This window comes from Citrobacter sp. S55_ASV_140, from assembly GCF_018919505.1.
Taxonomy (GTDB): domain Bacteria; phylum Pseudomonadota; class Gammaproteobacteria; order Enterobacterales; family Enterobacteriaceae; genus Citrobacter; species Citrobacter werkmanii.
Map to the genome: position 1 here is coordinate 1 of NZ_JAHLQZ010000185.1, position 7,508 is coordinate 7,508.

The window sequence follows — 7,508 nt, forward strand, 5'->3', positions numbered from 1 at the left end:
CATCAGACATGGCGACGTATCGCGTAGTCCAATGACGGCAAAATAAGCCTATGACACACCACCAGAAAGGCAAAGCGTATTCATTGCCGCATAAGTAAAGAAAAGTACCGACGCTCAAATCGGTACTCCTTGTATGCTAAATACACCCCCACGTCAAATCCCTGAAACGTGTTCAGTGCAAAAACAACGGTTTTTCATGCATAAGTTATTCCGTTGACACTAGTCTGGGCGTAATAAAGACCACTAACTCACGACGCTCATCTTCTTTTCCATCGTGACGAAAAAGAGAGCCAAGCCAGGGGATGTCGCCTAACAACGGCACGCTGTCAGCCGCAGATTTATTTTTATGTGAAAAAATGCCGCCCAACGCAATCGTCTCTCCGCTTTTTACCTCAACCTGCGTTTCAATTTCCTGCTTATCGATAGCCAGAACTTCACCATCAGCTTGTTGTAGCACCTGCCCGGGGACATTCTGGCTGATATGCAGTTTCAGCCTGATTCGCCCTTTCTGCAAAACAGTGGGCGTAACCTCCATCCCCAGTACCGCTTCTTTAAACTCGACGGATGTCGCCCCGCTTTCTCCGCTGGAGACCTGATACGGGATCTCGCTGCCCTGCTTAATACTGGCAGGTTGCAGGTGAGAAGCCAGTAATCGCGGACTGGCGATGATATCAAGCTGCTGTTTTTGCTCCAGTGCCGACAGCTCCAGTTCCAGTAACCGACCGTTAATACGACCAATATTAAATCCCACACGGGATGTTGCTGCGGGCACCGAAAGATCGCTGGCAAGCGTAGTGACATTCCCCACTGCCCCCGGTTGTTGCGCGTCGGCCAGCGACCATTTAACCCCCAGCTCGCGCAAACTTTTTTCATTAATCGTGACGATATGCGCCGCCAGTTCCACCTGTTCAACGGGTAAATCCATTTGCGCCACCCACTTTTCCAGCGCGTTAAGCACAACGCTATTATCACGCAGCAGTAAGCGGTTGGTTCGTTTATCAACCGTCATGCTGCCTTTAGCGCTCAGCAACTTCTCTCCGGCTTTTGCCAATTCGGCGGCGTCAGCGTATTGCAAAATGATGCTGCGATGTTCCAGAGGCAGGCTGGCCTGCATTCGTGCCTGCTCATTTTCCTGGCGGGCCGCATTTTCACTCTGCCATTGCATGGAATGCACATGCAGAATGTTGCCCTCCTGGCGTAGCACTAATCCGGCGCTTTTCACGACCGTTTGCAACGCCTGCTTCCAGGGCACATCTGTCAGATGCAGTGACAGCACCCCGCCGACATCCGGTGAAACCACCAGGTTTTTCTTTTCTTGTTCCGCCAGGGCCTGCAAAACCTGCACAACAGGCACATCATCCACCACCAGCGTTACGTTTTGCGGTTTTCCCGCCTGCCCGCTGGACGCCGCGACCAGCAGCATCATGGCTATCCATCTCATCCATCGCTTCATTTACCGCTCCCTGTCGTTGCCACTGCCATTGAGCAGGCTCGCAGCTTTTCTCTGTGTTGAGAGTTAAGCTTTCAGCCGTTATCTGCGAAATCGTCCAGCCGTTTTTCAGGACGTCATTTCGCTCAACTCGCCGCCATTTGTGCTGCCCATCCTGCACGATGCCGATCGGTCGCTCACCCACGCTCACCATCCCCTGATAACGCCACGTCGACCACTCAGCTGTCTGGCAAGGGTCTTCCGGCGGTAAGAAGGGATTACGCATACCGGTCAGGATCAGCACACTGATGCATGCCAACAGCCAGCGTTCAACCGTCATTCAGATGTTCCAGTTGTAGCGTTAACAGCAGTTCAGCGCCTTCTACACTGAGAGAAAACCGGCTGACGCTCATCCCTTGTTCCGCCAGTTGGACAAACACCGGCGGGATAGCCTCCCACGCAGGCCTCAGCGTCATCTCCCCGCCCTTAATGGTGGGTTGCCAGTGGACAAGACGTATAAGGGGCGTCTGAAACAGCAACGGAGAGAATGGAATAAACGTCTCTTCAGCCTCTCCTGACGATGACGCCAGCAGATACAGGTTTCGCCATTGCGTCTGAATGGCAGCACGTTGCTGGTTTAGCGCCTCTTGTTGCATACCCCGCAGCCTGGCGGCGGGGTAAAGACATAGCGCTACCATCATAAGCAACCCTAAAATCCAGCCGCATGCGCACATAACACGAAAGCGCAGCGACTGCGCGAGCCAGGCATCACAGAGCGTTATCATGCGTGTCACTCCGCGTCAGACGATAGTAGAATTGCCAACGCCCTTGGGCATCCTGCTGCGTTTCGCCAGAACGATTTAGCGTAAACAACGGCTGCTGGCGTAATTGCGTTTCCAGCGCCTTAAGGGCGGCAAAGTTCAGCGCATTTCCCGTCAGTTCCAGCGTCCCTTGCTGCCAGGTCATTTTGGTTAACCACGCCTGTTCCGGGAGTAATTCCGCCAGTTGTTGCAGAATCTGTTGCCAGCTTTGGGTCTGGTCACGCTGTTTGTTTCGCGCTTGTACCTGTTGCCATTGTTGCAGGCGCTGCTGCAAGCGAGGCTTTAGCGCCATCAGCGCCGCTATGCGCTTATTTTCAGCCTCTACCAGCAGGAGTGCGACCCGGTTTTCCACGCTAAAAACGCTGTTATAGACTAACGTCACGCCAATGCTCAGCAGTAGAGCAGCGCTAAAGAAGACGGCCCAGAAACGCAAACAGGTATACCGCCGAGTCTGACGCCAGGGCAGAAGATTGATGGTCGATATCATCAATACGTTCCTCCCATGGCCAGTCCTAATGCAATGGTAAAGCGGTGGCTGTGTGGTGGAATTGGCGGCTGGCGAACGGACACGACGTTTAAAGGATCGAATCCGCTGGGGTCGCATAGCGCAATAGCTGTCGGGGAAAGAGATAACGTTGCGGCAAGTTCGTCGAGACGGCCAATATCGCCCGTCAATTTTCGCCCCCATGACGAGCGGGTCGCCCATAGCCACTGGGTCTCATCACGCCATACCAGACACTGTTGATGTTCGGGTAAATAAGGAATAAATCGTTGCAAGGCGCTAGCGTCCGGCGTAATCGCTTTAACCTGTACTTTCAGCGCTTGTATTAACGTCAGCAGCGTTGAAATCTCTTTGCTTTGCGCGGCAGTGACGTTAAACGCCGGGCTCAACGTGTCTTCGCTATAATCAAAATGCAGCGCATCCTGCGACATATCCAGTTCACGAGCCATCAAACCGGACAACCATGCAGTTTGCTCTGGCTCTCGCAAGGTCATTGCCGGACGAGGAAACTTTTTTTGTAACGTCCTGTTGGCGGGAAAGGAGAGATAAATATGATGTCGGCGAGGAAGCTCACGGCTCCACGGCAGTAGCGTTGCGACAAGCTGTTCTGGCTCGCGAATGTGACCATCAACGATAACCTGAGGTGCCAACGGCATACGCCACCAGCGCTGTAGAAACCAACCGGTCGCGTCGCGAACGACAGCGACAGCCAGCGCTTCATGTTGCTGAATATGCAGACCAATTTTCCAGATATTAAAAGCCATTGCTGATGATCTCCGTATCACCCGTTGCTTTAACGGGTATATCAATGCGTCTGGCTTGCCTTTATACTACCGCGCGTTTGTTTATAAACTGCCCAAATGCCACTAAATGGGAAATCTCCAGTGAAGTTCGTAAAGTATTTATTAATCCTTGCAGTATGTTGCATCCTGCTGGGAGCAGGCTCGATTTATGGCCTCTATCGCTATATTGAGCCGCAATTACCTGACGTCGCGACGCTCAAAGATGTGCGTTTACAGATCCCGATGCAGGTTTACAGCGCTGACGGCGAGCTGATCGCGCAATATGGCGAGAAACGTCGAATCCCGGTCACGCTGGATCAGATGCCGCCAGTGATGGTCAAAGCTTTTATCGCCACAGAAGACAGCCGCTTTTATGAGCACCACGGGGTCGACCCGGTGGGGATCTTCCGTGCAGCCAGCGTCGCATTGTTCTCCGGTCACGCCTCACAAGGGGCGAGTACCATTACCCAACAGTTGGCGAGAAACTTCTTCCTGAGTCCGGAACGTACGCTGATGCGTAAGATCAAAGAAGTTTTCCTGGCGATCCGCATTGAACAACTGCTGAGTAAAGATGAAATCCTCGAGCTGTATCTGAACAAGATCTACCTGGGATATCGCGCCTATGGCGTGGGGGCGGCCGCGCAGGTCTATTTCGGCAAGACGGTCGATCAGCTCAGCTTAAGTGAGATTGCGGTGATTGCCGGTCTGCCAAAAGCGCCGTCAACCTTCAACCCCCTCTATTCGATGGATCGGGCCACCGCGCGACGTAACGTCGTGCTGTCGCGTATGCTGAGTGAAAATTACATTACGCAGGCCCAGTACGATCAGGCGCGCGGCGAGGCCATTGACGCCAACTATCACGCGCCGGAAATCGCCTTCTCTGCGCCGTATCTGTCTGAGATGGTGCGCCAGGAGATGTATAACCGCTATGGCGAGAAAGCCTATGAAGACGGGTATCGCATCACCACCACCATTACGCGCAAAGTGCAGCAGGCGGCCCAGCAGGCAGTACGTAACAACGTGATGGATTACGACATGCGCCACGGCTACCGCGGCCCGTCAAACGTGCTGTGGAAAGTGGGCGAAAGCAGTTGGGACAGCAAGAAAATCACCGATACGCTGAAAGCGCTGCCAACATATGGACCACTGCTGCCGGCGGTTGTCACCAGCGCCAATCCGCAGGAAGCCATTGCCGCGCTGGCGGATGGCACATCAGTTTCATTACGGATGGATGGCATGCGCTGGGCGCGTCCTTACCGCTCGGATACTCAGCAAGGTCCGACGCCGCGTAAAGTGACAGATGTGGTACAGACCGGGCAGCAAATCTGGGTACGCCAGGTTGGCGATGCCTGGTGGCTGGCGCAAGTGCCGGATGTTAACTCCGCATTGGTTTCTATTAATCCGCAAAACGGCGCGGTGTTGGCGCTGGTAGGGGGTTTTGACTTCAACCAGAGCAAGTTTAACCGTGCGACCCAGGCGCTACGCCAGGTAGGTTCCAACATCAAACCATTCCTCTATACCGCCGCAATGGATAAAGGTCTGACGCTGGCGAGCATGCTCAACGATGTGCCGATCTCCCGCTGGGATGCCGGTGCCGGTTCCGACTGGCAGCCGAAGAACTCACCGCCGCAGTATGCTGGTCCTATCCGTTTACGTCAGGGGCTGGGCCAGTCGAAAAACGTGGTGATGGTACGCGCCATGCGTGCTATGGGCGTGGATTACGCAGCAGAGTATCTGCAACGTTTCGGCTTCCCGGCACAGAACATTGTGCACACCGAATCACTGGCGCTGGGTTCCGCCTCATTCACGCCAATGCAGGTGGCGCGCGGTTACGCGGTGATGGCGAACGGCGGCTTCCTCGTCGATCCGTATTTCATCAGTAAGATCGAAAGCGATATGGGTGGCGTTATCTTCGAAGCGAAGCCAAAAATTGCCTGCCCGGATTGTGATATTCCGGTGATTTATGGCGATACCCAGAAATCTAACGTGCTGGAAAACAGTAATGTAGAAGATGTCGCCGTCTCGCAGGAGCAGCAGAATGCCGCCGTGCCTATGCCACAGCTTGAGCAGGCCAACCAGGCGTTGGTCGCGCAGAGTGGAACGCAGGAGTACGCTCCGCACGTAATCAACACGCCGCTGGCGTTCCTGATTAAAAGCGCGCTGAACACCAATATCTTTGGGGAACCAGGCTGGATGGGGACCGGCTGGCGTGCGGGCCGCGACCTGAAACGTCACGATATCGGCGGAAAAACCGGGACTACCAACAGTTCTAAAGATGCGTGGTTCTCCGGTTACGGACCAGGCGTAGTGACATCAGTATGGATCGGCTTTGACGATCATCGCCGCAATCTGGGTCACACGACTGCTTCCGGGGCGATCAAAGATCAAATCTCCGGCTATGAAGGCGGCGCGAAGAGCGCGCAGCCTGCGTGGGATGCTTACATGAAATCCGTGCTGGAAGGTGTGCCCGAGCAGCCGCTGACGCCGCCGCCGGGTATCGTGACGGTCAATATCGATCGCAGTACCGGTCAACTGGCGAGCGGCGGTAACAGCCGCGAAGAGTATTTCATTGAAGGTACTCAGCCAACGCAACAGGCGGTACACGAGGTGGGGACAACCATTATCGATAATGGTGAGACACACGAACTGTTCTGATCAAAAAAGGCGCTTCGGCGCCTTTTTTATTGTTTGCGTATTAGTGGGATAGATATTAAAGCCGTCCCTGCCCTTTCAGCCATTCACGTACGAGGAACAATGCACTCACATTACGCGCTTCGTGGAAATCAGGGTCTTCCAGCAAATCCATTATATGCGCGAGCGGCCAGCGTACCTGCGGTAATGGCTCAGGTTCATCCCCTTCCAGCGATTCAGGATAAAGATCCTCTGCCACCACAATGTTCATTTTGCTGGAGAAATAAGACGGCGCCATGCTGAGTTTCTTCAAAAACGTCAGATCTTTCGCGCCAAATCCCACCTCTTCTTTCAGTTCCCGATTCGCCGCCTCAAATACGCTTTCACCGGGATCGATTAATCCTTTGGAAAAACCCAGTTCGTAGGACTCGGTCCCGACCGCGTATTCGCGGATAAGGATCAGATGGTCATCCACAATCGGCACAATCATTACCGCTTCACGCGTGGAGGGCCGCATACGTTCATAAACGCGGCGTACGCCGTTGCTGAACTCAAGGTCCACGCTTTCGACCTTAAACAGCCGGGATTGGGCGACGGTTTCCACTTTCAAAATCGTGGGTTTTTGTAATGATTTGCTCATTGTGAGGGTCTTTGCTGTGAAATCTGGGGTCATTGTGCGATATACCGCACGGTTTCGGCAACGTGAATTGCCGTTTATTTACATTTATGTAACGTACTAAAAGTTAATCCCTATTTCAAATTAAAAGTCAATAGGTTGAAATAACTCCAGGAATTTGCTGATATTCCATTTTTAGTGATTTTGCTATGATTCGCATTTACTGGGCTGCGCTTTAAGATGCTCAAGTTCAACTCCACACTTGCCGATAGCCAACTAAAGAATCACGAATATTGAACAGGGTGCGACTGACCACGCCTGACAGACTAAGTAAGATGGGGAAAGCATGAGCACCATTCTGATTTTTTTAGCTGCTTTGCTGGCCTGCTCATTGCTTGCAGGGTGGCGACTCAGAACGAAATCCAGACGGAAAAATTTACCTTTGAGCAACGTCTTTTCAGACGCCTCTAAGCGTAAGCTTACGCCTGAAGAACGCAGCGCTGTCGAAAACTATCTCGAAAACCTGAGTCAAATTCAGCAAGTACCTGGTCCAACTGGCGCCAGTTCTGCGCCAGTATCGTTAACACTGAATGCCCAAAGTAACAGCGTTATTGTACTTACGCACGCGATTACACGTTACGGTATTACCACCGACGATCCTAACAAATGGCGCTATTATCTTGATTCCGTTGAGGTGCATTTGCCGCCTTTTTGGGAACAATACATC

General features: G+C 53.1%; 8 protein-coding genes. 2 read left to right on the forward strand and 6 right to left on the reverse strand.

The window, feature by feature from the left end; translation table 11 throughout:
- Positions 1-205 precede the first annotated feature (205 nt).
- The 5 genes from hofQ to KQJ18_RS19540 are packed head-to-tail and all read right to left on the reverse strand — an operon-like array spanning position 206 to position 3,516.
- Positions 206-1,441: a DNA uptake porin HofQ gene (gene hofQ, locus KQJ18_RS19520; RefSeq protein ID WP_170973221.1), complete on the reverse strand. Its 1,236-nt coding sequence runs from the start codon at positions 1,439-1,441 to the stop codon at positions 206-208.
- Positions 1,356-1,769: a HofP DNA utilization family protein gene (locus KQJ18_RS19525; protein WP_121529641.1), complete on the reverse strand. Its 414-nt coding sequence runs from the start codon at positions 1,767-1,769 to the stop codon at positions 1,356-1,358. Before KQJ18_RS19525 ends, hofQ begins: the two co-directional genes overlap by 86 nt.
- The gene (locus KQJ18_RS19530) at positions 1,759-2,214 is read right to left on the reverse strand and encodes a hypothetical protein (protein WP_087856292.1); all 456 of its coding nucleotides are present in this window, start codon (positions 2,212-2,214) and stop codon (positions 1,759-1,761) included. The genes KQJ18_RS19525 and KQJ18_RS19530 overlap by 11 nt, the downstream gene beginning before the upstream one ends.
- A complete protein-coding gene (locus tag KQJ18_RS19535; protein WP_150345506.1) occupies positions 2,198-2,737 on the reverse strand; it encodes a PilN domain-containing protein in 540 nt (179 codons plus the stop codon). The genes KQJ18_RS19530 and KQJ18_RS19535 overlap by 17 nt, the downstream gene beginning before the upstream one ends.
- Positions 2,737-3,516: a DNA utilization protein HofM gene (locus KQJ18_RS19540; RefSeq protein ID WP_216422537.1), complete on the reverse strand. Its 780-nt coding sequence runs from the start codon at positions 3,514-3,516 to the stop codon at positions 2,737-2,739. Before KQJ18_RS19540 ends, KQJ18_RS19535 begins: the two co-directional genes overlap by 1 nt.
- Positions 3,517-3,636: 120 nt before the next feature.
- Between KQJ18_RS19540 and mrcA the strand changes: the two genes are divergently transcribed.
- Positions 3,637-6,189: a peptidoglycan glycosyltransferase/peptidoglycan DD-transpeptidase MrcA gene (gene mrcA / locus KQJ18_RS19545; RefSeq protein ID WP_199952805.1), complete on the forward strand. Its 2,553-nt coding sequence runs from the start codon at positions 3,637-3,639 to the stop codon at positions 6,187-6,189.
- 55 nt (positions 6,190-6,244) lie between these two features.
- On the opposite strand, the gene nudE is transcribed toward mrcA, so the two are convergent.
- Entirely contained in the window at positions 6,245-6,805 is a 561-nt protein-coding gene (gene nudE, locus KQJ18_RS19550) for an ADP compounds hydrolase NudE (protein ID WP_085049007.1), read from the reverse strand.
- Between the two features lie 322 nt (positions 6,806-7,127).
- Here nudE and KQJ18_RS19555 point away from each other — a divergent pair.
- The coding region (locus KQJ18_RS19555; RefSeq protein WP_216422539.1) for an IgaA/UmoB family intracellular growth attenuator at positions 7,128-7,508 on the forward strand (381 nt) is incomplete at its 3' end.